Annotated in this window: 23 protein-coding genes and 1 other RNA gene; 11 read left to right on the forward strand and 13 right to left on the reverse strand. The window is 49.8% G+C overall.

Features of this window, described 5'->3' with window-relative positions; all coding sequences use genetic code 11:
• Nucleotides 1–65 precede the first annotated feature (65 nt).
• The gene (mltF, locus tag DYA43_RS10415; protein WP_061056775.1) at nucleotides 66–1,625 is read left to right on the forward strand and encodes a membrane-bound lytic murein transglycosylase MltF; all 1,560 of its coding nucleotides are present in this window, start codon (nucleotides 66–68) and stop codon (nucleotides 1,623–1,625) included.
• A gap of 347 nt (nucleotides 1,626–1,972) precedes the next feature.
• Complete coding sequence (locus tag DYA43_RS23090) at nucleotides 1,973–2,104, forward strand: hypothetical protein (RefSeq protein WP_004729240.1); 132 nt, start codon at nucleotides 1,973–1,975, stop codon at nucleotides 2,102–2,104.
• Between the two features lie 96 nt (nucleotides 2,105–2,200).
• On the opposite strand, the gene tadA is transcribed toward DYA43_RS23090, so the two are convergent.
• Together tadA and DYA43_RS10425 are read right to left on the reverse strand one after the other, a co-directional pair.
• A complete protein-coding gene (gene tadA / locus DYA43_RS10420) occupies nucleotides 2,201–2,740 on the reverse strand; it encodes a tRNA adenosine(34) deaminase TadA (protein WP_020328113.1) in 540 nt (179 codons plus the stop codon).
• 26 nt (nucleotides 2,741–2,766) lie between these two features.
• Nucleotides 2,767–3,654: a LysR substrate-binding domain-containing protein gene (locus tag DYA43_RS10425; RefSeq protein ID WP_020328114.1), complete on the reverse strand. Its 888-nt coding sequence runs from the start codon at nucleotides 3,652–3,654 to the stop codon at nucleotides 2,767–2,769.
• Between the two features lie 155 nt (nucleotides 3,655–3,809).
• On the opposite strand from DYA43_RS10425, the gene DYA43_RS10430 reads away from it, so the two are divergent.
• Entirely contained in the window at nucleotides 3,810–4,940 is a 1,131-nt protein-coding gene (locus DYA43_RS10430) for an S-(hydroxymethyl)glutathione dehydrogenase/class III alcohol dehydrogenase (protein WP_024374106.1), read from the forward strand.
• 108 nt (nucleotides 4,941–5,048) lie between these two features.
• The gene (fghA, locus tag DYA43_RS10435; RefSeq protein ID WP_061056776.1) at nucleotides 5,049–5,897 is read left to right on the forward strand and encodes an S-formylglutathione hydrolase; all 849 of its coding nucleotides are present in this window, start codon (nucleotides 5,049–5,051) and stop codon (nucleotides 5,895–5,897) included.
• A gap of 45 nt (nucleotides 5,898–5,942) precedes the next feature.
• On the opposite strand, the gene DYA43_RS10440 is transcribed toward fghA, so the two are convergent.
• The 5 genes from DYA43_RS10440 to DYA43_RS10460 all read right to left on the reverse strand — a co-directional run bounded on the left by DYA43_RS10440 (nucleotide 5,943) and on the right by DYA43_RS10460 (nucleotide 10,642).
• Nucleotides 5,943–7,502, reverse strand: coding sequence for an AbgT family transporter (locus tag DYA43_RS10440; RefSeq protein WP_024374104.1), 1,560 nt, complete (start codon nucleotides 7,500–7,502; stop codon nucleotides 5,943–5,945).
• 292 nt (nucleotides 7,503–7,794) lie between these two features.
• Nucleotides 7,795–8,211, reverse strand: a complete 417-nt coding sequence (locus DYA43_RS10445; protein WP_020328118.1) for a type IV pilus modification PilV family protein — start codon at nucleotides 8,209–8,211, stop codon at nucleotides 7,795–7,797.
• Nucleotides 8,201–9,532 carry a hypothetical protein gene (locus DYA43_RS10450; protein WP_024374103.1) on the reverse strand — a complete coding sequence of 444 codons (1,332 nt, stop codon included), beginning with the start codon at nucleotides 9,530–9,532 and terminating at the stop codon, nucleotides 8,201–8,203. Before DYA43_RS10450 ends, DYA43_RS10445 begins: the two co-directional genes overlap by 11 nt.
• A complete protein-coding gene (locus DYA43_RS10455; protein ID WP_024374102.1) occupies nucleotides 9,529–10,155 on the reverse strand; it encodes a PilW family protein in 627 nt (208 codons plus the stop codon). The genes DYA43_RS10450 and DYA43_RS10455 overlap by 4 nt, the downstream gene beginning before the upstream one ends.
• Nucleotides 10,133–10,642 (reverse strand): GspH/FimT family pseudopilin, encoded by a 510-nt coding sequence (locus DYA43_RS10460; RefSeq protein ID WP_024374101.1) that lies wholly within the window; start codon nucleotides 10,640–10,642, stop codon nucleotides 10,133–10,135. The genes DYA43_RS10455 and DYA43_RS10460 overlap by 23 nt, the downstream gene beginning before the upstream one ends.
• A 96-nt stretch (nucleotides 10,643–10,738) precedes the next feature.
• Between DYA43_RS10460 and DYA43_RS10465 the strand changes: the two genes are divergently transcribed.
• Nucleotides 10,739–11,176 carry a type IV pilin protein gene (locus tag DYA43_RS10465; protein ID WP_024374100.1) on the forward strand — a complete coding sequence of 146 codons (438 nt, stop codon included), beginning with the start codon at nucleotides 10,739–10,741 and terminating at the stop codon, nucleotides 11,174–11,176.
• A gap of 89 nt (nucleotides 11,177–11,265) precedes the next feature.
• Here the strand turns inward: DYA43_RS10465 and dnaJ are convergent, their stop codons facing one another.
• From dnaJ to grpE, 4 genes are all read right to left on the reverse strand, one after another.
• Nucleotides 11,266–12,414, reverse strand: coding sequence for a molecular chaperone DnaJ (gene dnaJ / locus DYA43_RS10470; protein ID WP_020328124.1), 1,149 nt, complete (start codon nucleotides 12,412–12,414; stop codon nucleotides 11,266–11,268).
• Nucleotides 12,415–12,653: 239 nt separating this feature from the next.
• On the reverse strand, nucleotides 12,654–14,564 hold the full coding sequence (gene dnaK, locus DYA43_RS10475) for a molecular chaperone DnaK (RefSeq protein ID WP_024374099.1): 1,911 nt from the start codon (nucleotides 14,562–14,564) through the stop codon (nucleotides 12,654–12,656).
• A 235-nt stretch (nucleotides 14,565–14,799) separates the two neighbouring features.
• Nucleotides 14,800–16,074: a dicarboxylate/amino acid:cation symporter gene (locus DYA43_RS10480; RefSeq protein ID WP_020328126.1), complete on the reverse strand. Its 1,275-nt coding sequence runs from the start codon at nucleotides 16,072–16,074 to the stop codon at nucleotides 14,800–14,802.
• A gap of 323 nt (nucleotides 16,075–16,397) precedes the next feature.
• Nucleotides 16,398–17,000 carry a nucleotide exchange factor GrpE gene (grpE, locus tag DYA43_RS10485; protein ID WP_020328127.1) on the reverse strand — a complete coding sequence of 201 codons (603 nt, stop codon included), beginning with the start codon at nucleotides 16,998–17,000 and terminating at the stop codon, nucleotides 16,398–16,400.
• 144 nt (nucleotides 17,001–17,144) lie between these two features.
• Here grpE and nadK point away from each other — a divergent pair, with 144 nt between their 5' ends.
• From nadK to bamE, 3 genes are all read left to right on the forward strand, one after another.
• On the forward strand, nucleotides 17,145–18,029 hold the full coding sequence (gene nadK / locus DYA43_RS10490; RefSeq protein ID WP_020328128.1) for an NAD(+) kinase: 885 nt from the start codon (nucleotides 17,145–17,147) through the stop codon (nucleotides 18,027–18,029).
• Nucleotides 18,030–18,145: 116 nt separating this feature from the next.
• The gene (recN, locus tag DYA43_RS10495) at nucleotides 18,146–19,810 is read left to right on the forward strand and encodes a DNA repair protein RecN (protein WP_020431423.1); all 1,665 of its coding nucleotides are present in this window, start codon (nucleotides 18,146–18,148) and stop codon (nucleotides 19,808–19,810) included.
• Between the two features lie 154 nt (nucleotides 19,811–19,964).
• Nucleotides 19,965–20,324: an outer membrane protein assembly factor BamE gene (gene bamE, locus DYA43_RS10500; protein ID WP_024374098.1), complete on the forward strand. Its 360-nt coding sequence runs from the start codon at nucleotides 19,965–19,967 to the stop codon at nucleotides 20,322–20,324.
• 46 nt (nucleotides 20,325–20,370) lie between these two features.
• Here the strand turns inward: bamE and DYA43_RS10505 are convergent, their stop codons facing one another.
• The gene (locus DYA43_RS10505) at nucleotides 20,371–20,730 is read right to left on the reverse strand and encodes an RnfH family protein (RefSeq protein WP_020328131.1); all 360 of its coding nucleotides are present in this window, start codon (nucleotides 20,728–20,730) and stop codon (nucleotides 20,371–20,373) included.
• Nucleotides 20,727–21,161 (reverse strand): SRPBCC family protein, encoded by a 435-nt coding sequence (locus DYA43_RS10510; RefSeq protein WP_020328132.1) that lies wholly within the window; start codon nucleotides 21,159–21,161, stop codon nucleotides 20,727–20,729. Before DYA43_RS10510 ends, DYA43_RS10505 begins: the two co-directional genes overlap by 4 nt.
• A 226-nt stretch (nucleotides 21,162–21,387) precedes the next feature.
• On the opposite strand from DYA43_RS10510, the gene smpB reads away from it, so the two are divergent.
• The 3 genes from smpB (at nucleotide 21,388) to DYA43_RS10525 (ending at nucleotide 23,714) form a co-directional block, all read left to right on the forward strand.
• Nucleotides 21,388–21,876, forward strand: coding sequence for an SsrA-binding protein SmpB (gene smpB / locus DYA43_RS10515; RefSeq protein ID WP_020328134.1), 489 nt, complete (start codon nucleotides 21,388–21,390; stop codon nucleotides 21,874–21,876).
• Nucleotides 21,877–21,943: 67 nt separating this feature from the next.
• Nucleotides 21,944–22,310: a transfer-messenger RNA gene (gene ssrA, locus DYA43_RS10520) on the forward strand.
• Nucleotides 22,311–22,475: 165 nt separating this feature from the next.
• Complete coding sequence (locus DYA43_RS10525) at nucleotides 22,476–23,714, forward strand: integrase domain-containing protein (RefSeq protein WP_055467111.1); 1,239 nt, start codon at nucleotides 22,476–22,478, stop codon at nucleotides 23,712–23,714.
• Nucleotides 23,715–23,716 lie beyond the last annotated feature (2 nt).

A 23,716-nucleotide genomic window follows, 5' to 3' on the forward strand; every position in this document is an offset into this window, starting at 1 on the left:
AAAACTTTGCCAAGTGTTTGGTGTTTGATATAAAGGCACTACTTGACGTAAGAGAATCAGAATTAATGACCAAGCTTTCATTCGCTTCTATGAGTCGCACCCTCTTTCTGGCCGCTTTGACTCTTTTGCTAGCCGGGTGCCAAATCGACTCAGAACCCAAAAGTGAACTCGACCAAATCCGCGCACGCGGCGTGTTGCGCGTCGGCACTATTAACAATCAGCTCTCTTATTATATCGGTCCTGATGGCCCCTCCGGCCTGGACTACGAACTGGCGCGTGAATTTGCACGCGAGCTGGGTGTCAAACTCGAAATGAAACCAGCCTACCGTTTATCCAGCCTGTTTCCGGCGCTGAAAAACGGTGAAATCGACATCATCGCTGCAGGCCTCAGCCAGTCAGAGCAGCGCCTGAAAGATTACCGAGCGGGCCCGGCCTACTATTATGTGTCGCAACAAGTGGTGTATAAAAAAGGCCAATGGCGCCCACGCAGCATTGAGCAGCTCATCGCCAAACAAGATGAACTGTACAATGAAAGTGGTGACGCGCCCATTTTCAGCGTGGTGAACGACTCCCATTTTGAGAGCACATTAGAATCACTGAAAAGTACCTATCCGGAATTTCGCTACTACGTTGATAACAACGCCGATGTCAACGATCTGCTCAAACAGGTTTCACAGGGTGAACTCAAGTTCACCATGGCCGACTCGGTCGAAATTTCCCTGTCTCAACGCATTTATCCCGATATCGCCACAGCGTTTGAGATGACCGAAGACCAGCCGATCTCGTGGTTTATGCGCCGTTCCGATGACGAAAGCTTGTACGCCATGATGATTGAGTTTTTCGGCAATCTGAAGCAGTCCGGCAGCCTGGCGTCACTGGAAGAGAAATACATCGGTCACGTTGGTACGTTTGACTATGTGGATACCCGTGCATTTCTGCGCGCGCTGGATACCCGCCTGCCGAAATGGATGCCGCTGTTTCAGAAGTATTCGGAAGAATTTGACTGGCGCCTGATTGCCGCTCTCGCCTATCAGGAATCGCACTGGAATCCGAGTGCCAAATCCCCCACCGGCGTGCGCGGCATGATGATGCTGACTCTGCCCACCGCGCGCAGTGTGGATGTCACCAATCGACTCAACCCTGAGCAATCCGTGCGCGGCGGGGTGGAATATCTGCGTCGCATGATGGAGCGCATTCCCGATTCCATTCCCGATCACGAGAAAATCTGGTTTGCACTGGCTTCCTACAACGTCGGCTATGGCCACATGATGGATGCCCGCCGCCTGACCAAGCTACAGGGTGGCTCACCGGATGCGTGGGCGGATGTGAAAGATCGCCTGCCACAACTGCGCCAGAAAAAATATTTCGCGCAAACCCGCTATGGTTATGCGCGTGGCGACGAAGCGTTGTCGTACGTGGAAAACATTCGCCGCTACTACCAGAGCATCATTGGTCACATGGAACAAAAACATGTCACCACCGTCGATTCCGGTACTGACGATCTGACGGTGATCACTCCGGAAGAGGAGATCACCGAGGATGAGTCTGACATCGACGCCGCCGTGGAAAGCAGTACTGAAACCAGCTCTGCGGCCTCCGATGCGCAAAATGTGAGCAATAATTAATCACTTGATTTTCAGCAGGGAAAACCTTACACAGATGTGTGAACTTGATCGCTTGCGTGTTTTCTGAAAGCAGTGAAAATCAAGTGCAATAAATACATGATAAGCTGTTATTTTTGGGTTCCCTGCTGAAGAACATTCCACTCGGTTTTGAGTTGTGTTCAGGCGGCTAATCAGCCGTTCTGAAAACCTTAACGCCACTGAATGCGAATGACCGACCAAAATACTTCGATGCGCGAATACTCGAGCGGTGAGCGGACTTCATGTACGCGCGCAGCTTAGGCTTAACGCACTGCGTATCCGGTCCGGACAGGGTTTCTTGTTTATAGTCAGTAGTAGGAGGGTGTTTTATGCTGAAACGTAAACGGCACTCAAAACTCCTTAGCAAAGCCGTGTCAGCGAACCGTCGTCGCCGTATGTTAGCCAATACCAAGAAAAAAGTTCTGGCTCGCCATCGCGCGTTCGTACAGTTGTCGGACTGACACTTTCGAGAAGCAAACATCTACCGTAAGTAGATGTTTGCCCAACATTCCGCTTTCATTCTTCGTTGTACTTCTTTCCCTGATCGACCGCTAGATTTACAGCTTCGGTGCATCCGATTGGGCAGAACGCAGTTTCTCGGCATCTTTCTGCGCTTTGATCTCTTTGCGTCGGCGTTGAAAAAACGCCTGCAGTTGCTGGCGGCATTCCTCTTCCAACAACCCCTTTTCCACCGTGGCATAGTGATACGCCGCCTGACTGCTGAACAGATCCATCACCGTGCCTGCCGCACCGGCTTTGAGATCCGGCGCACCATAAACGATGCGTTTAACCCGGCTGTGCAGCAAGGCACCCGCACACATCGGACACGGTTCAAGCGTCACATACAAGGTAGTATCGAGCAGACGATAGTTATGCAGCGTCGCACCCGCTTTGCGCAGCACCTGAATTTCGGCGTGCGCAGTGGCATCGCAGGCACCAATGGAACGGTTCCATCCTTCCGCAATGATCTCGCCATCCTTGACCAGCAACGCACCGACGGGCACTTCACCTTCTGCTTCAGCCTGCTGGGCAAGTTCCATCGCTCGGCGCATGAAATGTTCATCTTCAGGGGTAAAAGTGGCGGTTGTATCTGTCATGGAAACCTCATCTGTTGGGGGCGCAATTATAGCGGCATCGCCGGTGCAGATAAATGCTGCGCCAGATAATCCACCAGCAAACGCACTTTCGGCGATAAATGGCGGTTTTGCGGATAAAGCGCCCAGACCCCTTCCCGGTCATCACGATAGCTTGGCAGCACTTCGACCAAACGGCCCGAAAGCAGATGCTCTTCGACGTAATAATCCGGCAGTTGCGCCAGCCCCATACCTTTGAGCACCGCATCTAACAGCACGACGCCGCTGCTGCAACTGAGGCGTCCTTTGACACGAATCGAGCGCGACTGCTGATTTTCTTTGAAACGCCAGTGATCGTATGTCCCGACCAGACAACTGTGTTTAGTCAGTTCAGACAGAGTGTGCGGCGTACCACATTGGGCAAGATAGTCCGGCGTTGCACAGACATACAAATGGCGATTACTCAGGCGGCGGGCAATAAAGCTGGAATCGTCCAACTGACCAAGACGCACCGCGACATCCACGCCCTGCTCAATCAAATCCAGTTTCTGGTTTGTCAGAACCAATTCCAACTCCAGCTTCGGATGCTGCAGCAAGAAGTCGTTCAGCAACGGCGCAATTTTCTGTTCGCCGTAGGTAACCGGCGCCGTCACTTTCAGTTTACCTCTCGGCGTTTGTTGCATCTGAGTCACCGTCAGCTCAGCCTGCTCCAGCCCCTCCAGCAATGCACGGCATTGCTGGTAATACACCTGACCGGCTTCGGTGAGCGAAACTTTACGCGTCGTACGCAGCAGCAACTTGACCCCCAACCGCTCTTCCAGCAACGCAATCCTTCGGCTGACATTCGCCACCGAGGTTACCAAGCGTTTTGCTGCCTGAGTAAAACTACCTGTCTCTGCGACGGCAACAAATTCACTCACCCCTTCCCAACTCGCCATTTCACCTTATCCGTTGTTTATTATTACAATGCCGTAAAAGTTATTCTCATTTTGACCCAATTATACCGCCAAATGAAAGGACTATACTGACAATCTTGGTTGGGCGTTTAGCCGCGCCCCCCACTCGATTGCAATGTATGAAAAGGAATCACTCCATGTCTCAAGACAAATTCATTAAATCTCGTGCCGCGGTTGCCTGGGGCCCAAATCAGCCACTGAAGATGGAAGAAGTGGACGTTATGCTGCCACGTAAAGGCGAAGTGCTGGTGCGTATCGTCGCATCAGGCGTTTGCCACACGGACGCGTTTACCCTGTCTGGTGATGATCCTGAAGGCGTATTCCCGGCGATCCTTGGCCATGAAGGCGGTGGTATTGTTGAAATGGTTGGTGAAGGCGTCACCAGCGTGGAAGTGGGCGATCACGTCATTCCACTCTACACCGCCGAATGTGGCGAATGTAAGTTCTGTAAATCAGGCAAAACCAACCTGTGTAGCGCTGTGCGTGCCACTCAGGGCAAAGGCTTGATGCCAGACGGCACGACGCGTTTCTACAAAGATGGCGAACCCATTTTCCACTACATGGGCTGTTCAACCTTCTCTGAATACACCGTGCTGCCAGAAATCTCGTTAGCGAAAGTCAACAAAGAAGCACCATTGGAAGAGATCTGTCTGCTGGGTTGTGGCGTGACCACGGGTATGGGCGCAGTCATGAACACCGCCAAAGTGAAAAAAGGCGACACCGTTGCCATCTTTGGTCTGGGTGGTATCGGCTTGTCCGCAATCATCGGCGCTCGAATGGTTGGCGCGAGCCGTATTATTGGTATCGATATCAATGAGAAGAAATTCGAACTGGCGAAGCAACTGGGTGCGACCGACTGCATCAACCCACAGAAATTCGATAAGCCGATTCAGGACGTTATCATCGAGATGACTGACGGCGGCGTCGACTTCTCGTTCGAATGTATCGGCAACGTGAACGTGATGCGCCAGGCGCTGGAATGCTGTCACAAAGGTTGGGGCGAATCCGTCATCATTGGTGTTGCGGGCGCAGGTCAGGAAATCTCTACCCGTCCATTCCAGCTGGTGACTGGTCGAGTATGGCGCGGCAGCGCATTTGGCGGCGTGAAAGGTCGTTCACAACTGCCGGGCATTGTTGAACAGTATCTGGCGGGTGAATTTGGTCTGCAGGAGTTCATTACTCACACCATGCCGCTCGACGAGATCAACGAAGCGTTTGAGCTGATGCATTCGGGTGAAAGCATTCGCTCGGTGATCCATTTCAAATAATCGCCAACCCTCAGCAATGACGGGCGATGCTGACCGGATAGTTGAATGTTGCAGCCAGCAGAACTGCAACATTGTCTGGGCAGGCAATACCTCGTCAAAGGAGTCACCATGAGTTTAACCAATCTTACTCAGGCCAAAGTGTTTGATGGCTGGCACAAACAGTATCAGCATCATTCGGATGTGTTGAGCTGCGACATGCGCTTTGCGATTTATCTGCCGCCTCAAGCCACCGCGGGCACACCAGTCCCCGTATTGTACTGGTTGTCCGGGCTGACCTGCACCGATGAAAACTTCATGCAAAAAGCCGCCGCGTTTCAAAAAGCGGCCGAACTGGGCATTGCGATTGTCGCACCGGATACCAGCCCCCGTGGCGAGCACGTACCCGATGATCCCGACGGTGCGTACGATTTCGGCCTGGGTGCAGGCTTCTACCTCAATGCGACACAGGAGCCATGGAAAGCCAACTATCAGATGTACAGTTACATCATTGATGAATTACCAGCGCTTATCGAAACACATTTTCCGGTCAGCACGCGTAAGGCGATTTCCGGCCACAGTATGGGCGGCCACGGCGCATTGACCATTGGTGCGAAAAACCAGAACCACTACACCTCAATTTCTGCCTTCAGCCCAATCTGCCATCCGATGGCAGTGCCATGGGGTCAGAAAGCGTTTCGCCATTATCTGGGCGACGACAAATCGGCCTGGGAACACTACGACGCGGTCGAACTGTTTAAATCGCACTTGGTGCGCACCCCCATTCTGATTGATCAGGGCGAAGCGGATAGCTTCCTGCAAGAGCAGCTCCAGCCGGAAACACTGATAAGCGTCGCTAAAGAGATGGATATTGATATCACGCTGAGAATGCATCCTGGTTATGACCACAGCTACTTCTTTATCCAAAGCTTTATTGCCGATCATTTGGCGTTTCACGCGAAGTACCTCAAAGCCGAGTAACGGCACGGATATGAAAAAGCCCGCTGTCGCGGGCTTTTCTTTTATTTACATGCTGTAGGTGTACGGCGCCTGAATACCAAGCGGGATGCCCAATGCCCAGTAAGCAAGCAGGAATAACGTCCAGCCAATCAGCATCGCAATCGAGAATGGCATCATCAGCGACGCCAGTGTGCCGATCCCCGTCGCTTTCACGTAACGTTGGCAGTACACCACCACCAGCGGGAAGAACACCATCAACGGTGAAATGATGTTGGACACAGAGTCGCCCACGCGGTACGCCGCCTGAGACAACTCGGGAGAAATCCCCACCGCCATCAACATCGGCACCAGAATCGGGCCGATCAGCGCCCACTTCGCAGAAGCAGAACCGACCAACAAGTTCACCATCGCCGTCAATAGAATCATACCGACAATCGTTGCTTCGCCTGGCAGGTTAAGCGCTTTCAGCCCTTCCGCCCCATACAGCGCCAACATGGTTCCGATATTAGACTGACCAAATGCCGCCAGAAACTGCGCGCAGAAGAACGACATCACAATGTACGCGCCCATGGTTGCCATCGTCCCTGACATGGCTTTAATCACATCATTACTGTTTTTAAAAGTACCGGAAACACGGCCATAAACGATGCCCGGAATAATAAACAGGATGAAGATCAGTGGCACAATCGACTTCATGATCGGTGCTGAAAACGCAGTGATTTCACCGTCTGGCGAACGCAGCGCGGAGTTTTCCGGCCACAAGGCCGCCACCAGCAACGCGATACCCAGCAGCATCGCACCGCCTGCGTAACGGAAAGCTTTCGACTCAATCGCGGTGAACGATCCCAGATCCGGCGCGGCTTCCGCATCCTCATCGACTGGCATTTTCTGTAAACGCGGCTCAATCACGCGCTCGGTGACATACCAGCCAATCGCCACAATGATCACCGAAGAAAGACCGGTGAAGAAGATGTTCGCCAACGGATTCACCTGATAAGCGGCATCCAATACTTGAGCAGAGGTCTGGGTAAAGCCCGCAAGCAGAGGATCGATCCCCGATGGAATGAAGTTGGCAGAGAAACCACCGGATACGCCGGCAAACGCCGCCGCAATCCCCGCCAGAGGGTGTCGGCCCGCTGCGTGGAAAATGATACCGCCCAACGGAATCACCAACACATAACCCGCATCGGCCGCAGTGTGCGACACAATCGCCACCAGAATCAGCATCGGCGTCAGCAATTTTGCCGGGGTCACATTAAGCATTTTCTTAAGACCGGTCGTGATGAAGCCTGACGAGTCCGCCACGCCAACCCCCAGCATCGCGACCAGGACAATACCCAGAGGAGCAAAACTGGTAAAGGTACTCACCATATTGGCAAGAAAATGGGCCAGTGATTCTCCGGTCAGCAGGTTTTTAACCTCCAGTGCATCCCCCGTGCGTGGGTTGATGAGGTCAAAGCTGACATTGGATAGCAGCGCAGAGGCACCCCAGACGATGACCAATGCCCAGAAGAATAGAATCGCAGGATCCGGGATTTTGTTCCCCGCGCGTTCGATGAAATTAAGAAAGCCATCCATGCGACTTGAGTTCGCTGGCGGCGCAGATTTTACGGCTTGGTTACTCATTCGTAACTCCTGACAGATGTTGTTACTTTAGGCCTTAGTAATAATTTCGGCTTAGCCTGCCACGTAACAGAATGCCGTCTCACGGTATACAAGAGCGCAAGATAGGCCAATTACGCGTCAGAGCATTGTATTAGACAAGACTCAATCAAGCACAAAGTTCCACCTATCATGAAATATCTAGAGACATATTTTGCTATTTAGCCACAAAACCACAACATCACACAAACACATGCCAAACAACATCATTGAAAAATCGCAAAGAAACAACGCAAAATGCCATAACTCTGCTGATTTATGGCTGATACTCGCTATAACGAGATATCGACGTCGTTAGCTCGATACGCTGAGACTGTCCCTGGCGATCCCGCCAGGACGCCTCCATTACGACCGTTTTTAACGAGCCGGATACCGTTGCCGCAGGCACACTCCAGCGCAAAACATATCCTGAGTGTGTCAGGTCTTCCCCACTGACGATGTCACTGTCAAAGTCCGCAGCAATTAATGTCGGGCTGGCCGACGATGCGCCGCGAGTGCGAAACCATTCCAGTTTTTGTTCAGCCAGATTCAGGGCAATAACGCTCTGCATAGCAAAGTCTGCTCTCTGTTCGATATAGGCTTGCAGCTTCACTAAACCCAACGCGCCGACACCGATTAAGACAAATGAGATCATCACTTCAATCAGGCTGAATCCTTGTTGTCTATTGGCCATACCAAGACCCTTTCTGCCATTTGAACTTGCGGATTTTGTTGAGCGGAACGTCAATCGCATCGCGGTTGAATTGAAAACTCATCGAAGAACTGAACACCGCGTAGGTATCCGGCGCATCCATCACATAGCCGCCGGTCGGGTAAAAGGCACCCGTTTGAAAATAGCTCGTATTGTCAATCGACACCGCAGGAAGCACATCCGGCGTATGATCCACCGCGCTTTTGAGTAAGTTGGCCTGAGTGAGATTCAGAGCCTGCCATTGAGTCTCTGAAGGGACGAAATCCGGCGTGCCGTCTGCAGCCTGAGAGATAAAGTGATAGATCATGCCTTTAAACGTCAGAGCCCCTTCCGTTGAAAGCAAACCGTTGTGAATGACCAGGATCACGCCATCAATCGCCGAGCCAGCCGCATCAATCACATCACCGATTGCCGTTAAGTCTGAGTGCTCAAGATGGCAACTGCCATAAACCCACAACAAATCCTTCCCCAACTGAATCTGCTGCACTATTTGTTCACCACAATTTGTGATTGGTGCTGGCGTTGGCAAGGAAGTCTGGCTCAGCAATACTCCGCTGGCATTAAACAGACTGGTGGCGGAGATCTTACTGAACTGAGGGTCAGACATAACCTTGTACCATTCGCTGCGCGCTTCACCGAACAAATCCTCAAAAGGAGTTTGGTGAAGATCATTGACGAAGTCCTTTTCCAAGCCCGTCGGTGTGGCATAACCCGCTGTCGTAGTCGTCATATAATCACCGTGACAGCTTTGACCGGTTGGAAATCCACTGTACGGCAAGTGAGTGTCACTCAGCCCAAGGTTGGCCAAGGTGCCGTTCACATAAAACTCCTTGCTGTAGCGCAACATGGTACAGGCCCATTGGCTATCCCTCAGGCTGAGTCCCGGGTCGGCCAACATCGACAACCCGCCAGCAAAATACAGATTTGAAGTGGCTTTGAGCACACCGGACGCAGAGGCCGGATAGCGAATGGTTTTACTCAGATGCTGATAGCCATACTGCGCGGTGACTTTCCATTGCCCGCGACCGGGATTCTGATAACTAAAACTCAGTAAACCGCTGGAATCACAGGCGGAATAATGGCTGGCTGTCGGCAGCATATGCGTCGTTTGGGTCACACTGTAGATACATTCCAGTCCACCTTCCGCCATCCAAAATTGCTGCTTGGCTCTGACCTCGTTCTGCGCGCGCTTGATTTGAAAAAACAGATTCTTATACATCCCGAGCGTGACAACTAAAGCAACCGTCAGCAGTATCGAAGTAATCAGCAGCGTCGCTACTCCTCGTTGACTGGTGTAGCTCATTGCCAGTTCCTCGACTGAATTTGAAATGAGAGCGATTGCGTAACACTCGGACGGTTAGTCAACGCCGCTGTAATGGCGATGGTGGTCATTGCTCCGCTGACAAGGCCGCCCGATAACGCGTCAGTATCGGTAGAAAACGCGGTGACGGATATCTGCCGGGGATCAAAGAGTGAATAACAGCTATCGCCGACGATAGAATCCGCCGCAGACGCGGGGGTTAAAGGCGCTGCCCGCATTTTTTCGCACAACTTCAACGCCGTGGAGTCCTGACGATAAACCACATGGCGATACGCCGCCGCCCCTGCAGATTCCACGCGATACACAAAACCAACTACGGAGGGAAAACTTTGTGTATAAACCACGCTTGATGCCCCGGATAACAACACGGAAGTCCGGTTTACGTCATCAAACCCGGCCTGATACATCTCCTCTTTCATCCCTTGCATCACATTAGTGATATTTTGCAGCAGCAGAATTTCTTGGCTGCGTTGCGCGGCACTGCGCTGACTGCTGATAAACACACTTCCGATTATCGCCAGCGCCATCGTCCCCACTAACGAGGCGATCATAAATTCGATCAGCGAAGCGCCTCGGAGCTTTTTACGTGCACGCTGGATAACCATACAAGGCTCCTTGGTTGCCACAAATCATCACTCGATTTGCGCTGTATGACGTCCGTAGTTTGAGTTCTTTGCTTGTCTCGGTGACCGGATGAAATGAGAGGCTGCCGTTAACCACTTTACCGCGCACACCATCGAACTTGATTTTGTTGGCGCCGAAGTGCGATTCCAAACTGATGTTGCGAAATCCCCGGCCACTGAGCAGCAAAATGGTATTTCCAGAGGAAGGCGAATCGCTGTCTTTCAGTACAATAGTCCACTGGCCCGATGCAGATGGATTGCTGTCCATCACAAAGTGGGCCCATAAATCTTGGTTGCGAAACACCGCTTCCGATTTGGCTTGTAGCATGAATCCTTGCAGTTCAGACGCCAACGTCTGCATCTGATTCTGCTGTGAAAAACGCTCAAAACTGGGCGCTGCGAACGTTAGCACCACGGCCAGAACAGCCAGCGTGATCAGTAGTTCCAGTAAGGTAAACCCGCGAACCATTTCCCAAAACCTTTTGCAAACAATGAGATGAATGTGAATCAACTTGCACCGATGCTAGCAGTATCCACAATAGAGGCAGGCAGATTCAGGGAACTAATGGAAATGATTCGAACAAATCGTTGCAACAGGCGGCAATCCGATTCTTTGGGTATGACACTGATCGAATTAATGATCGCAGTGGTGATTATTGGCATTCTGTCCGGCATCGCCTACCCGGCTTATACTGGCTATGTTAAAGAAGGGCACCGTAAGCAGGTCATGGCTGACATGGTCAAAATCCAGTTGTATCTGGAAGAACATTACAACAGTGGCTATTCCACAGCCGGAGTGCTATCGGGTGGTGCCTGCACCTTATGTAGCAGTGATACAGATCGTTATTCCGTTGGTGTTACGGTATCCAGCTCGGGATACACCATTACCGCAACGCCACAAGCCAACAAAGGCCAGAATCTGGATAAATGCGCAGGCAGTACTTATTCCCAGCTCTCATTGAGAAGTACAGGATTAGCAGAGCCCGTAACGTGTTGGCAGTAATTCGTAAATGTAAAAATCCACCGGCACCGCCAGTGGACTAGGAACTGAAAACAAAAAAGCCTGCAGATGCAGGCTTTTCAGTTCAATGATTAGCTGGTTAAGTCATCAAAGAACTTCTTCACACCATTGAAGAACCCTTCAGACTTGGGCTTATGCTTGTTGGCTGCATCGCCACCACAAGATTCTTCCAGTTCACGCAGCAGCTCTTTCTGACGCGCGCTCAGTTTCACCGGAGTTTCCACCACCAGCTTCACGATCAGGTCGCCGATGGCGCCGCCGCGAACACTCTTCACGCCTTTGCCACGCATGCGGAACATACGGCCCGTTTGCGTTTCTTCCGGCACTTTCAGGTTCACACGACCATCGAGGGTTGGAACTTCCACTTCACCGCCCAGTGCGGCCATTGCAAAGCTGACAGGGACTTCGCAGTACAAGTTGTTGCCATCACGTTCAAAAATGTGGTGCTCTCTGACGTGCACTTGTACGTACAAGTCGCCCGCAGGTGCGCCCATTTCTCCTGCTTCGCCTTCGCCCGCAAGGCGAATACGATCGCCCGTGTCGACACCAGCTGGAATTTTAACGTTAAGCGTTTTGGTTTTCTGTTTACGGCCCTGACCATGACAGTCGTTACAAGGGTCTTTAATGATCTTGCCTTTACCATGACAGGTAGGACAGGTTTGCTGGACCGCAAAGAAGCCCTGACGCATCTGTACCTGACCGTGACCATGACAGGTGCCACAGGTTTGAGCCGAGGTGCCTTTCTTCGCACCGCTGCCATCACAGGTATCACAGTGAACCAAAGTCGGAACTTCAATCTCTTTCGAGCAACCACGTACCGCTTCTTCCAGCGTCAGTTCCATGTTGTAGCGCAGATCCGCACCACGTTGTGGACGCGGCGCACCACCACCACGACGGCCGCCACCGAAAATATCGCCAAAGACATCACCAAAGATGTCGCCGAAATCCGCACCGCCGCCGCCAAAGCCGCCGCCACCGAAACCACCGCCGCCCTGTTCAAACGCTGCGTGACCATATTGGTCGTACGCCGCTTTCTTCTGCGGGTCGGTCAGAATCTCATACGCTTCTTTTACTTCTTTAAACTTATCCGCAGCGCTGGCATCACCCTGATTGCGGTCCGGGTGGAATTTCATCGCCAGGCGTTTGTACGCCTTCTTAATATCGCGCTCAGAGGCATCACGGCTAACGCCTAATACTTCGTAAAAATCACGTTTTGACATGTTCTAGATCACCAATCTGTTACTGCAAACGGTTTTCGCTCTACTTAAGCGCCGCTTGGTGTTTGTATCGATATAGATAAAAAGTGTTGATTTCTTAGCTATAGCGATAAAGCTGACAAACAGACGGGCGTAAGAGTTTCCCCTAACGCCCGCATCAAACTTCGAGTGTTCTTTTCGAAAAAAGAACCGAAGGTGAAGGGCTTGAATTCTCTCAAATTCAAGCCTTCGATGACAAAGAATTATTTCTTGTCGTCTTTCACTTCTTCAAACTCGGCGTCAACCACGTCATCTTCTGGAGAAGTAGACTGCTGGCCAGCGTCAGCACCTTGTGCCTGAGCTTTCTGCTGAGCGATTTCCATCAGTTTCTGAGAAGCAGTCATCAGTGCTTGAACTTTCGCATCGATTTCTGCTTTATCTTCGCCGCGTTTCGCTGTTTCCAGCTCACTGATCGCCGCTTCGATCTTCTCTTTCTCGTCTGCTGGCAGAGCGTCACCCGCTTCTTCAACCTGCTTACGAGTTGCGTGGATCATCTGGTCAGCTTGGTTACGTGCAGTTGCTAGCTCTTCGAACTTTTTGTCCGCTTCTTTGTTCGCTTCTGCTTCCTGAACCATTTTCTCGATTTCTTCGTCGCTCAGACCACCAGACGCTTGGATAGTGATGTTCTGCTCTTTACCAGTTTGTTTGTCTTTCGCTGATACGTGCAGGATACCATCCGCATCCAGGTCGAACGTCACTTCGATCTGAGGCATACCACGTGGTGCTGCCTGAATGCCTTCTAGGTTGAACTGACCCAGCGACTTGTTGAAGTTCGCTTGTTTACGTTCACCTTGCAGTACGTGAATCGTTACCGCGTTCTGGTTGTCTTCGGCTGTTGAGAACACTTGATTCGCTTTGGTTGGAATCGTGGTGTTTTTCTCAATCAGTTTGGTCATTACGCCGCCCATTGTCTCAATACCCAGAGACAGCGGAGTTACGTCCAGCAGCAGTACATCTTTTACTTCACCCGCCAGTACGCCACCTTGAACCGCAGCACCAACAGCTACTGCTTCATCAGGGTTCACGTCACGACGTGCTTCTTTACCAAAGAATTCAGCCACTTTCTTCTGAACCATTGGCATACGAGTCTGACCACCCACCAGGATAACGTCAGTGATGTCGCTGACAGACAGGTCTGCATCAGCCAGAGCCACTTTCAGTGGATCCAGAGAACGTTGAACCAGGTCTTCAACCAGAGATTCCAGTTTCGCACGAGTCACTTTGATGTTCATGTGCTTAGGACCGGTTGCATCAGCAGTGATGTAAGGTAGATTCACATCAGTTTGCTGAGCTGAAGACAGTTCGATCTTCGCTTTCTCTGCCGCTTCTTTCAGACGCTGCATCGCCAGTGGGTCGTTCTTCAGGTTGATGCCTTGTTCTTTATTGAACTCGTCAACCAGGTAGTTGATCATGCGGTTATCGAAGTCTTCACCACCCAGGTGAGTATCACCGTTGGTTGCCAGAACTTCGAAGGTTTTCTCGCCTTCAACTTCATCGATTTCGATGATTGAAATATCAAATGTACCACCACCCAGGTCGTATACTGCGATAACGCGATCGCCGCCCTGTTTGTCCAGACCGTAAGCCAGTGCAGCAGCAGTCGGTTCGTTGATGATACGTTTTACTTCAAGACCTGCGATACGACCGGCATCTTTCGTTGCCTGACGCTGCGCATCGTTGAAGTAAGCAGGAACGGTGATAACGGCACCCGTTACTTTCTCGCCCAGGTAATCTTCCGCAGTTTTCTTCATTTTCTTCAGAACTTCTGCTGAAACCTGTGGCGCAGCCATTTTTTGGCCTTTCGCTTCTACCCACGCATCGCCGTTGTCTGCACGAACGATCTTGTAAGGCATAATTGAGATGTCACGCTGTACTTCTTCGTCTTCATAACGACGACCGATAAGACGCTTGATTGCAAATAGCGTGTTTTCCGGGTTTGTTACAGCTTGACGTTTCGCTGGCTGACCAACTAGCGTTTCACCATCTGTGTACGCGATTACAGAAGGGGTTGTACGCTCACCCTCTGCGTTCTCGATTACGCGAGGTTTGTCGCCGTCTAGCACAGCAACACATGAGTTAGTAGTACCTAAGTCAATACCAATGATTTTACCCATCAGGCTATCTCCGAATAAATTCTATGTTCGTTTTGCTATACCCCTAATGTGGGGATGGAGAATCGGGTTTCAACCCCCGCTCACAAACAAAAACGTGTATGTTTGCTTCTCGTATGCCCCATAGATAAGGGCGACAAATACCTTTTCAAGGGCAAAAACGAAAAAAGTTTGAATTTTTAGTAAGAAAAAAGCGAAGCATCGGCTTCGCTTTTCATACAAGAGGTGAAATTTTGGCTTAACGAGTTTCTGTTGCCAGCTCTGCTTGCGCTTCTTCTTCGTTCGCCAGACCACCTTCGCTTTTCGCCACGATGGTGTTAACGGCAGTGTCACCCACTACGTTCGATGAAGTACAGAACATATCGTTAATACGGTCTACCGCAGCAATGATGGCCAAACCTTCTGGTGGCAGACCCAGTTGGTGCAATAGCACGCCAACCATCACCACACCGCCGCCCGGAACACCACCAGCACCGATAGACAGCAGCAAAATCGTCAGACCCAGAGTAAAGATATCCGCTGAGTTAATTGGCTGACCAAAAGCGTTCGCTACAAAGATAGTCGCCAGAGCGATATAGATAGACACACCCGACATGTTCATGGTTGCACCCAGCGGCACACCAAAGCCCGCGACAGACTTCGACACTTGCAACTTCTCAGTCAGTGTACGCATGGTTACCGGAATGGTTGCATTCGAACTTGCAGTCGACAGTGAGAACAGAATCTGTTCACGCGTAGCACGCAGGAACTGCTTTGGCGATACGCTGGTCGTCATACCTACCACAATTGGGTAGAAAACGAAGATCCAGAACACCAGCATAGCAACAACCAGAGCCACGTAACCCGCCACCGACATCAGCGTGTGCGCGTCCAGTGTTGCACCCAGTTGGGTCATCAGAGCGAACACGCCGTAAGGTGCCAGACTCATCACCAGACCAACCAGCTTCATCATGATTTCGTTAGCCAGCTTAAAGGTACGAATAGCCGGGCCACCACGAGAATCCAGCGCTTGAATCGCCAAACCAGTCAGAATTGCCATAAAGATGATTTGTAGCATGTCGCCATTCGCAAACGCCTGAACCGGGTTGCTTGGCACAATGTTCACAACCAGAGAGAAAATATCCGGCGTTTCTGTGGTGGTCAGTTTCACCGCTTGTGACACCGTACCTGCCAAGTTTGCGTCAGCACCTGGCTGGAAGATCAGACCAACCGTTAATGCCGCCGCAATCGCAATCACGGTGTTGATGATATAAAGCGCAAAAGTTTTAGTGCCTAAACGGCCAAAAGCGGAGATGTCTTTAAGATCAACAATGCCACAGACGATTGAAACATACACCAGTGGAACAACCAGCAGTTTGATCAGCGAAACGAACATGCCGCCCGCCCCTTCTGCTGCACCTAACAGGTACACGTCGAACAGGGAAACACCCTGAAACAGGTATTGAATGGCGGTCCCAAGAACCAGACCAGCAAACAAGCCTAAAAAGATTTTCGATGAGAGCGATTTATCCATCGTTCTACTCCAGTTTGTTGTGTTGAGTATTTATCGTTATAGAGTCGTTTATGTCACCTAAAGTGCTAAACGTCCGCGCATAATACACACACCGATAACAATCCGAAGCATTTATTTACAAAAATGTTACATGGCGCAAATTAGAACATTTACTAAAAATAGCCAGAACAATCAGAATTAACGTCTAACCACCTGTTTCACAAGAAAATCAACCAACCCAACAGCTTTACTTAAGAAATTCCTTATACAACAAGCTTTCCGGCACGAATTTAAAACAAAAAAAGAGAGGCCTATGCCTCTCTTTTCATAAAATCCGCAGTGGATTATTTTGCAACCATCACCATCGCAGGACGAACAACACGGCCGTTCAGTTCATAACCTTTCTGCATCACAAACATCACGGTGTTTGACTGATGATCCGGGCTTTCTTGAATCGACATTGCCTGGTGGAACTCAGGATTAAATGCTTCGCCTTCTGGGTTGATCTCTTTCAGGCCAAATTTTGCTACCGCATCAACAAATGTTTTATGCGTCAGCTCCACACCTTCCAGAATCGGCTTCACGATTTCGTTCTCGCCGTCGGCAGCCTGAATCGCACGTTCCAGGTTATCCAGAACCGGCAGCAACTCCTCAACAAAACGACTCAGCGCGTATTTGCGTGCTTTATCGATTTCCTGTTCGCTACGACGGCGCATGTTTTCCACTTCAGCACGGGCACGCAGTACCGCATCCTGATTCTCTTTCACACGCTCTTCGCTGGTCAGCAGCGCGGCTTCCAACTGTGCAATTTTCGCTTCTTTTTCATCAAGCTCTTCTGCGTCTTGATTCCAATCGATATCAGCATCAGTGCCAACGGCTTCCGCTTCTACTTCAACCGCGTCTTGTTGCAGCTCTTCGTCTTTGATCTTGTTTTCTTCGTTGCTCATGATATCTCCAGAACTCTCGTCACTTATGTGCTTAGGAGTTGAAATCTCTTAGTTTCCTGACACAAAAATTCGCATAAAAGCGTAACTTGCCTTTATTATGGGGATGAAGAATTCTGATTCAAGCCTAATTCGGTTGGAAAACTTATGAAAAACCCGTTTGAAGTGATCGCCATCATCGGTAAACCGAGAGATCAACAAGCTATTCAAACACATAAAGATCTCTACCACTGGTTAATGTCTCTGGGCAAGTCTGTCTTTATTGACGACCGACTACGTGAAATTTTGACCGAGATCCCGTCGGACCATTTTGGTAGCCTGATCGAACTGGGCAAAAAAGCCGATCTTGCGATTGTCGTTGGCGGTGATGGCAACATGCTGGGAGCGGCACGCGTCCTGTCGCGCTTTGATATCTCCGTCATCGGTGTGAACCGAGGCAATCTCGGCTTTCTGACCGACCTCAATCCGGAAGATTTTCAGGATCGCCTGCTTGACGTTCTGGCGGGTAACTATCTGGAAGAAGAACGCTTTTTACTTGAAGCGGAAATCCATCGCCACGGCCAGGTAAAAAGCCACAACGCTGCTCTCAACGAAGCCGTATTGCACCCAGGCAAAATCGCGCACATGATTGAATTTGAAGTGTACATCGACAACAACTTCGCGTTCTCTCAGCGTTCCGACGGCATCATTATCTCCACACCGACTGGCTCGACAGCATATTCGCTCTCGGGAGGCGGTCCGATTTTGTCGCCAAGCCTTAACGCCATCACTCTGGTTCCGATGTTTCCGCATACACTGTCTTGTCGCCCATTAGTGGTCGATGGTAAACGGCGCATCAAACTGATTGTGTCGCCAGACAACCGTGGCACCCAGGAAGTAAGTTGTGACGGTCAGGTTTCTCTCCCCGTTTCTCCGGGCGATGAAATTCATATTTATCAAAGCCCTAACGTACTCAGACTGATCCATCCACAGGACTACAGCTACTACCACGTGCTGCGTAACAAACTCGGCTGGTCGAGCAAACTGTTTTGAGTTTGCTCACACTTCATTCAGCTGGCTAAAAGTTTTTACCTGGACAACTTTACTGTATAAAGAAACAGTATATACTGTTTTCTTATACAGTATTGTTCAATTATACAGGTGCAAAAATGCTGGCTCATTTAAGTGTGAATAACTTTGCGATTGTAAAATCTCTGCAGCTTGAGCTGTCAAAAGGAATGACCACGATTACCGGTGAAACTGGTGCGGGTAAATCTATTGCGATAGACGCGTTGGGTCTTTGTTTAGGTGGCCGCGCAGAAGCCAGTATGGTGCGACAAGGTGAAGAGAAAACCGAAGTCAGCGCCGCTTTTGTACTTGATAACAATATTCACGCAACACGTTGGTTAGAAGATAACGATCTGCTGGACGGCAAGGATTGCATTCTGCGCCGTACCATCACTAAAGACGGCCGCTCAAGAGCCTTCATTAACGGCAGCCCTGTTCCGCTGTCGCAACTCAAATCCCTAGGCCAACTGCTGATCAACATTCATGGTCAGCACGCCCACCAACAACTGATGAAACCGGAATATCAACTGACTATGCTGGATCAGTATGCCGGGCACATCGACTTGTTAAAAAAAACACGCTTGACCTATCAAGCTTGGCGTCAGGCCAACAACCAATTGAAGCAACTGAAAGAAAACAGCCAACAAAATCTGGCCCAGTTGCAGCTGTTGGAGTACCAGATCAAAGAGCTCAACGAGCTGGCGATCGGTGAAGAAGAGTATGCGGAACTCGAACAAGAACACAAACGCCTGTCAAACAGCGGCGATCTCGCGATCAACTGCCAAAAAGCCATCGAACTTTTGTACGAAGGTGAAGAAGTCAATGCGCTGAATATTCTGCAATCCGCCAGCCACACCCTGATTGAGCTGGCAGAATTAGACGGCAAACTCGGCGCGCTGCCGAACATGATTTCAGAAGCCATGATCCAGTTGGAAGAAGCCAATAGCGAGCTGCGTGGTTACCTGGACAGTATTGATGTCGATCCCGAGCGCATGGCATTTGTGGAAGAGCGTTATTCGCGCATCATGTCGCTGTCACGCAAACATCACGTGCTGCCGGAGGAGCTCTATCAACATCATCAGGATTTACTCCAACAGATCGCACAATTGGATTGCTCAGAAGAGAAAATGGATGAACTGGCCGCTGAAGTAGAAGCGAAATATCAGGCATTTGTTTCCGCGGCAGAAAAACTGAATAAATCGCGCAGTCGCTACGCCAAAGAACTGGATAAGCTCATCAGTCAGAGCATGCATGAACTCAGCATGGAGAAAGCACAGTTTAAGATTGATGTTTGCAATCAAGGTGGACATCCTTCGCCACTCGGCTTTGACTCTGTCACTTTCTTGGTCTCCACCAACCCTGGTCAGCCTTTGCAACCGATCGCCAAAGTCGCCTCTGGTGGTGAACTTTCACGTATGTCGCTCGCGATTCAGGTCATCACTGCGCAGAAAGTGGATACGCCAAGTTTGATCTTCGATGAAGTGGATGTGGGTATTTCGGGCCCAACGGCTGCTGTCGTCGGGAAAATGTTGCGCACTCTGGGCGAATCCACTCAGGTACTCTGTGTCACTCACTTACCTCAGGTCGCCGGCTGCGGCCACAATCAGCTGTTTGTGGCTAAGCAAACCAAAGGCGGAAAAACCGAAACACAAATGGTCAAGCTCGATCAGGAGCAACGTGTGGCAGAACTGGCACGCCTGTTAGGTGGAAGCCAAATCACCGAATCTACGCTGGCCAATGCCAAAGAACTGCTGATTGCTGCCTAGCGCACAAAAAATGGATTTTTTGTTCAGGCTTTGCAACCTAATTCAAAAATCGTAGTCTCAACAAGCTCAGAGGATACAGGATGTTTTTACATCTGCTCTGAGCTTGTTTATTATCACCCCAGTTTTGAGTTTCATCAGCTATAGAATTTTGAATATGCAGTTTACCAAGTGGCTTGTTGCCCTTCCCCTAGCCTTGACCATGCTGTCTGGCTGTACTGTCCTAGAACGTCTGGTTTATCGTATCGATATTAACCAAGGTAACTACATCGAACAGCAGGCTGTTGATCAGTTGAAGTTTGGTATGTCAAAAGAACAGGTCCGCTTCGTGCTGGGTTCACCTATGCTGGTTGAAAACGGTTACCCGGATACCTGGTATTACATTTACCACCACACAGCTGGCCACGAAGATCCTGTTCAGAAGAATTTGGTCGTGAGCTTTAACAACGGTGGCACCTTAGTCAACATCGCTGGCGACTTCCAGCAAAGTGACAACTTCTTTGAAAGCCTGAACTGATCGGGTATGAAAAAAGCTCGCCTAAGCGAGCTTTTTTATTTTTATATTATTCCGTATCTGCTTTTCGCGAAGCACTTGGTTTGCCACCCGTTACCGGATCCGCAGTACCTGCAGCCTTTGCCTGTTCAGCGCGCTTACGGCGAATCTCTTTCGGGTCTGCCAACAACGGGCGATAGATTTCGATTCGGTCACGATCACGTACTGTTGCGTCCAGCTTAACGTTGCGGCTGAAAACACCCACTTTGTTTTTGCTCAGATCAATCTCAGGGTACATCTGCAAGATCCCTGAGGTCTGAATGATTTCTTCAACCGTCATGGTTTTATTCACCACCAGCGTCAGTACACGCTGCTCATGCGGAAGCGCATAAACCACTTCCACGTGAATCATGTCGGATTCAATACTCATAGCGCATATACCTGTTTGGCACGTTTCGTAAAGGCATTGACCATATTGCTGGTGAGTTCGTTGAACACCTTACCAAACGCCATCTCGATCATCTTACTGGAGAACTCAAATTCCAGTTTCAGCTCTACCTTACACGCCTGCTCATCCAGCGGCGTGAAATACCAGCCACCACGCAGAGTTCGGAACGGGCCGTCGACCAGATTCATGATGATCGATTCACCATGATTCAATTCATTAGAGGTGGTAAACGTTTTGCTGATGCCCGCTTTTGACACATCTACAGACGCCACCATTTTCTCACTCGATGCTTCAATAACACGCGAGCCAGAGCATCCCGGTAAAAATTCCGGATAACGAGCTACATCATTCACTAAATGAAACATCTGATCTGCACTAAAAGACACCAGGGCAGAACGGCTGACTTGCTTCATCTTTTCTCCTCACATTACCCAGAATTCTTGTTCAACCAACCTTTTATACTGAAGTTCATTCTTCTATCGGCCAATCGGGAATATCACGTTGCAGGGATTGTACTTTTATCCCTGCACGACCTCAAGTTACTGCGTAAATCCCTCTTGAGCTCAACAGTCGTTAACCTTATGCTACGCAAAGAAAAGCATTTCCTAACCTTTCACCAATCCGTATAATGCGCCCACTATGGTAAAGAAAAAATCAAACACAAAAGCGGGTAGCAACACTATCGCGCTGAACAAAAAAGCTCGCCATGAGTATTTCATTGAAGATGAAATCGAAGCTGGCATGGAGCTACAAGGCTGGGAAGTTAAATCTCTACGCCAGGGTAAAGCCAACATCGCAGAAAGCTATGTATTCCTGCGTGACGGAGAAGCCTTTATCTCCGGGATGACGATTACACCACTACAACAAGCTTCAACGCACGTGGTCGCTAACCCGACTCGTGTGCGTAAATTGCTTTTGTCACGTCGTGAACTCGATAACCTATTTGGTCGTATTAACCGTGAAGGGATGACTTTGATAGCCACCGCGCTGTACTGGTCTCGCTCATGGGTAAAAATCAAAATCGGTGTCGCAAAAGGTAAGAAACTGCACGACAAACGTGAAGATTTGAAAGACAAAGATTGGCAGCGCCAGAAAGCTCGCGTTATGAAGAGCAATAACCTGCGTTAATCTTAACCACTTGAACGCATATGGCTAGACAGCAAAAGCTTTTCTGGTAGTATGCGAACAATACCTTGGGGCTGATTCAGGATTCGACGGGAATTTTGAAGTCTAAGGTGCATGCCGAGGTGCGGTAGGCCTCGTTAACAAACCGCAAAAAAATAGTCGCAAACGACGAAAACTACGCACTAGCAGCTTAATACCCTGCTAAGAGCCCTTCCTCCCTAGCTTCCGCTTGTAAGACGGGGAAATCAGGAAGGTCAAACCCAATCAAGCTGGCGTGGATTCCCCCACCTGAGGGATGAACCGCGAGAATTAATTCAGGTTAGCCATTCGTTAGCGTGTCGGTTCGCAGGCGGTGGTGAAATTAAAGATCGACTAAGCATGTAGTACCAAAGATGAATGGTTTTCGGACGCGGGTTCAACTCCCGCCAGCTCCACCAATTCATAGTTTAAAGACGTCTCATGGCGTCTTTTTTCTTGCCTGCAACAACCAAAAATCAACAACTTAGCGTGTCATGGTATCTCAGGACGTTTCACTACATCTTTGACTTTTAGTAACCATTGTAGGAACCTTAGTATAATGTTCCTTCCTTTTGGTTCCTAACATGCCTAGACAAACGAAACCGCTCACTGCAACAGAAGTCAAAAACGCGAAGCCCAAGGAAAAAGAGTACAGCCTTGTTGACGGCCAAGGTCTAAAGTTACGGGTTTTGCCAAGTGGCTCTAAACAATGGCAACTTAATTACTACAGACCAACAAATGGCAAACGAGCAAATCTCAACTTAGGACGCTATCCAGATGTTTCTCTTGTACAAGCACGAAAAAGTGCTCTAGAAGCAAGAGAGTTGATCGCACAAAGAATTGATCCTCAGGAACATAAAGAGCAAAAGTTACAGGAACACAAAGCGGTTCATGAACATACATTTTTGAATGTTTCTAAAGAATGGTTTGAAATCAAAAAACACGATGTCACCCCTGACTATGCCGTTGATATTTGGCGTTCTCTTGATTTACACATTTTCCCCTCCCTCGCTGATACACCAGTTAAGCAAATTACAGCTCCACAAGTCATAGAACTTCTTAAGCCAATTGAGGCCAAAGGTAGCTTGGAAACAGTTAAGCGACTAGTTCAAAGACTAAATGAGGTGATGAACTATGCTGCTAACTGTGGCCTAATCCAAGCCAACCCACTGACTGGTATTCGTGCTGCTTTTAAAAAGCCCAAAAAAGAAAATATGGCCGCATTGGCACCGACAGAGCTCCCAGAGCTCATGGGAGCTATCGCTCATGCCAGTATAAAGCGTACCACTCGTTGTTTAATTGAGTGGCAACTTCACACTATGACACGTCCTGCCGAAGCCTCTGGCGCGCGTTGGAACGAAATTGACTGGGATGAGAAAATTTGGACCATTCCCGCAGAGAGAATGAAAAAAAGAAGGGAGCACCGCATCCCGCTCAGTGAGCAGATGCTGGCGCTATTAGATGTAATGAAGCCGATAAGCGGCCATCGTGAATTTATCTTTCCTTCAGATCGCGATCCGAAGAAACCATGTAACAGCCAAACGGCAAATATGGCTCTAAAGCGTATGGGGTTTGCAGGTCGACTTGTTAGCCACGGTTTACGATCGCTAGCGAGTACCACTCTCAATGAACAAGGTTTTGACCGTGACTTGATCGAAGCGTCACTGGCACACGTCGATGATAACCAAGTGCGTAGCGCCTATAACCGTACTGACTACCTTGAACGCCGCCGCCCTATGATGAGCTGGTGGAGCGGACATATAGAGGAGGCCGCCAAAGGCAGCCTTTCTGTTACTGGAGCCAAGCAATTAAAAGTAATATAAAC

Source organism: Vibrio fluvialis (assembly GCF_900460245.1).
In the GTDB taxonomy this organism is placed as follows: Bacteria; Pseudomonadota; Gammaproteobacteria; order Enterobacterales; family Vibrionaceae; genus Vibrio; species Vibrio fluvialis.

What these genes read in the sequence shown, in the direction of transcription:
- DYA43_RS10480 (WP_020328126.1), bottom strand. Translation starts at nt 16,074, where the DNA reads ATGGATAAATCGCTCTCATCGAAAATCTTTTTAGGCTTGTTTGCTGGT.
- grpE (WP_020328127.1), bottom strand. Translation starts at nt 17,000, where the DNA reads ATGAGCAACGAAGAAAACAAGATCAAAGACGAAGAGCTGCAACAAGAC.
- DYA43_RS10440 (WP_024374104.1), bottom strand. Translation starts at nt 7,502, where the DNA reads ATGAGTAACCAAGCCGTAAAATCTGCGCCGCCAGCGAACTCAAGTCGC.
- DYA43_RS23090 (WP_004729240.1), top strand. Translation starts at nt 1,973, where the DNA reads ATGCTGAAACGTAAACGGCACTCAAAACTCCTTAGCAAAGCCGTGTCA.
- mltF (WP_061056775.1), top strand. Translation starts at nt 66, where the DNA reads ATGACCAAGCTTTCATTCGCTTCTATGAGTCGCACCCTCTTTCTGGCC.
- DYA43_RS10450 (WP_024374103.1), bottom strand. Translation starts at nt 9,532, where the DNA reads ATGAGCTACACCAGTCAACGAGGAGTAGCGACGCTGCTGATTACTTCG.
- smpB (WP_020328134.1), top strand. Translation starts at nt 21,388, where the DNA reads ATGGTAAAGAAAAAATCAAACACAAAAGCGGGTAGCAACACTATCGCG.
- DYA43_RS10430 (WP_024374106.1), top strand. Translation starts at nt 3,810, where the DNA reads ATGTCTCAAGACAAATTCATTAAATCTCGTGCCGCGGTTGCCTGGGGC.
- DYA43_RS10505 (WP_020328131.1), bottom strand. Translation starts at nt 20,730, where the DNA reads ATGAGTATTGAATCCGACATGATTCACGTGGAAGTGGTTTATGCGCTT.
- DYA43_RS10455 (WP_024374102.1), bottom strand. Translation starts at nt 10,155, where the DNA reads ATGGTTATCCAGCGTGCACGTAAAAAGCTCCGAGGCGCTTCGCTGATC.
- DYA43_RS10510 (WP_020328132.1), bottom strand. Translation starts at nt 21,161, where the DNA reads ATGAAGCAAGTCAGCCGTTCTGCCCTGGTGTCTTTTAGTGCAGATCAG.
- tadA (WP_020328113.1), bottom strand. Translation starts at nt 2,740, where the DNA reads ATGACAGATACAACCGCCACTTTTACCCCTGAAGATGAACATTTCATG.
- bamE (WP_024374098.1), top strand. Translation starts at nt 19,965, where the DNA reads ATGCAGTTTACCAAGTGGCTTGTTGCCCTTCCCCTAGCCTTGACCATG.
- DYA43_RS10445 (WP_020328118.1), bottom strand. Translation starts at nt 8,211, where the DNA reads ATGGCCAATAGACAACAAGGATTCAGCCTGATTGAAGTGATGATCTCA.
- DYA43_RS10460 (WP_024374101.1), bottom strand. Translation starts at nt 10,642, where the DNA reads ATGGTTCGCGGGTTTACCTTACTGGAACTACTGATCACGCTGGCTGTT.
- fghA (WP_061056776.1), top strand. Translation starts at nt 5,049, where the DNA reads ATGAGTTTAACCAATCTTACTCAGGCCAAAGTGTTTGATGGCTGGCAC.
- DYA43_RS10525 (WP_055467111.1), top strand. Translation starts at nt 22,476, where the DNA reads ATGCCTAGACAAACGAAACCGCTCACTGCAACAGAAGTCAAAAACGCG.
- dnaJ (WP_020328124.1), bottom strand. Translation starts at nt 12,414, where the DNA reads ATGTCAAAACGTGATTTTTACGAAGTATTAGGCGTTAGCCGTGATGCC.
- nadK (WP_020328128.1), top strand. Translation starts at nt 17,145, where the DNA reads ATGAAAAACCCGTTTGAAGTGATCGCCATCATCGGTAAACCGAGAGAT.
- dnaK (WP_024374099.1), bottom strand. Translation starts at nt 14,564, where the DNA reads ATGGGTAAAATCATTGGTATTGACTTAGGTACTACTAACTCATGTGTT.
- recN (WP_020431423.1), top strand. Translation starts at nt 18,146, where the DNA reads ATGCTGGCTCATTTAAGTGTGAATAACTTTGCGATTGTAAAATCTCTG.
- DYA43_RS10465 (WP_024374100.1), top strand. Translation starts at nt 10,739, where the DNA reads ATGGAAATGATTCGAACAAATCGTTGCAACAGGCGGCAATCCGATTCT.
- DYA43_RS10425 (WP_020328114.1), bottom strand. Translation starts at nt 3,654, where the DNA reads ATGGCGAGTTGGGAAGGGGTGAGTGAATTTGTTGCCGTCGCAGAGACA.